The sequence below is a fragment of the Micromonospora sp. NPDC049374 genome (assembly GCF_040677165.1).
Taxonomy (GTDB): domain Bacteria; phylum Actinomycetota; class Actinomycetes; order Mycobacteriales; family Micromonosporaceae; genus Micromonospora.
Genome location: NZ_JBFAQH010000044.1, coordinates 1 through 1796, shown reverse-complemented (window position 1 = coordinate 1796; position 1796 = coordinate 1). Strand labels below are relative to the sequence as shown.

Genomic DNA, 1796 nt, shown 5'->3' with positions numbered 1-1796 from the left:
CTGAGTACATGGTGCCCTCCGCGGTGGTCACGCTCGACCGGCTACCACTGACCGCCACCGGCAAACTCGACCGGCAGGCGTTGCCGGCGCCGGAGTTCGAGACGGGCGCGGGCCGCGAGCCGGCCACCGTGCAGGAAGAGCTCTTGTGCGCGGTGTTCGCCCAGGTACTCGGCCTGGACCGGGTGGGCGTCGACGACGACTTCTTCCGGCTGGGCGGGCACTCCCTACTCGGCGTGCGGCTGATGTCCCGGGTGCGGGCGGTGCTGGGCGTCGAACTGCCGCTGCGGGTGCTGTTCGAGGCGCCGACCGTGGCGGGCCTGGCGGCGTGGCTGGCCGGCGGCGGGGGAGGCCGGGCGCGGACGGCGTTGCGGGCAGGGACGCGTACCGCGCACCCGCCCTTGTCTTTTGCGCAGCAGCGACTGTGGTTCCTCGGCCAGCTCGAAGGGCCCAGCGCGCTCTACAACATCCCTGTGGTGATCCGGCTGGACGCCGGCGTCGACGTGGCCGCGCTGGACGCCGCGCTGCGCGACGTGATCGGCCGGCACGAGTCGCTGCGGACGGTGTTCGCGGTCGCCGACGGCCAGCCGTACCAGAAGATCCTCGACCCGGCCGAGCTCGACTGGGCCCTCCAGGTACGGCCGGTCGCGCCGGACGGGCTGTCCGAGGCGGTGGCCGAGGCGAGCCGGTACGTGTTCGACCTGGCCGCCGAGGTGCCGATCCGGGCGTGGCTGTTCGAACCATCCGTTCTCGTGCTGGTGGTGCACCACATCGCCAGTGACGGCTGGTCCCGGGAACCGCTGAGCCGGGACCTGTCCACCGCGTACGAGGCACGGCTGCGCGGCGCGGCGCCGGCCTGGGACGCGCTGCCCGTGCAGTACGCGGACTACGTCGTATGGCAGCGCGAACTGCTGGGCTCGGATGCGGACCCAGACAGCCTGCTGTCGACCCAGATCGCGTACTGGCGGCAGACGCTCGCCGGGGCCCCGGAGGAACTGGCGCTGCCCGCCGACCGTCCGCGTCCGCCGGTGGCCACCCACCAGGGACACCAGGTGCCGTTGCAGATCCCGGCCGAGGTGCACCGGCGGCTCGCCGAGCTGGCCCAGGCCAAGGGCGTCACGACCTTCATGGTGCTCCAGTCCGCGCTCGCTGTGCTGCTGTCCCGGCTGGGCGCGGGCACCGACATCCCGATCGGCTTCCCGGTCGCCGGGCGCCACGACGAGGGCCTGAACGACTTGGTCGGGTTCTTCGTCAACACCCTCGTCATCCGCACCGACCTGTCGGGTGCCCCGACGTTCGCCGAGGTGTTGGGCCGGGTGCGGCAGGCCGGGCTGGGCGCGCTGGAACATCAGGACGTGCCGTTCGAGCGGCTGGTCGAAGAGCTGGCTCCGGTACGGTCGATGGCCCGGCACCCGCTGTTCCAGGTCATGCTCACCGTGCAGAACGTGCGGCGCGGCGGGGCGGAGCCTCCGCAGGTCGACGGCGTGGACACGCCGGCGCGGTTCGACCTCGGGGTGACCGCGGCGGAGATCTTCGACGCGCAGGGCCGCCCAGCCGGGTTGCGGGGCGTCGTGAGCGCGTCGGCGGACCTGTTCGACGAGTCGACGGCGCAGCGGATCGCCGGGTGGTTCGGACGGGTGCTTGCGACGGTTACCGCAAACGCTGAGGTGCGGCTGCATGACGTCTCGCTGCTGGACGCCGGGGAGCGGGAGCAGCTTCTGCTCGGTTGGAACGGCACTGTGGTTGATCTTCCTGCGGGGACGTTTGGGGCGGTTTTCGAGGCGCGGGTGGGTTTGTCG

General features: G+C 72.3%; 1 protein-coding gene. It reads left to right on the top strand.

Annotated elements, in window-relative coordinates:
* A partial coding sequence (locus tag AB0J93_RS30070) for a condensation domain-containing protein (protein WP_363925730.1) occupies positions 1–1796 on the top strand: 1796 nt, incomplete at both ends.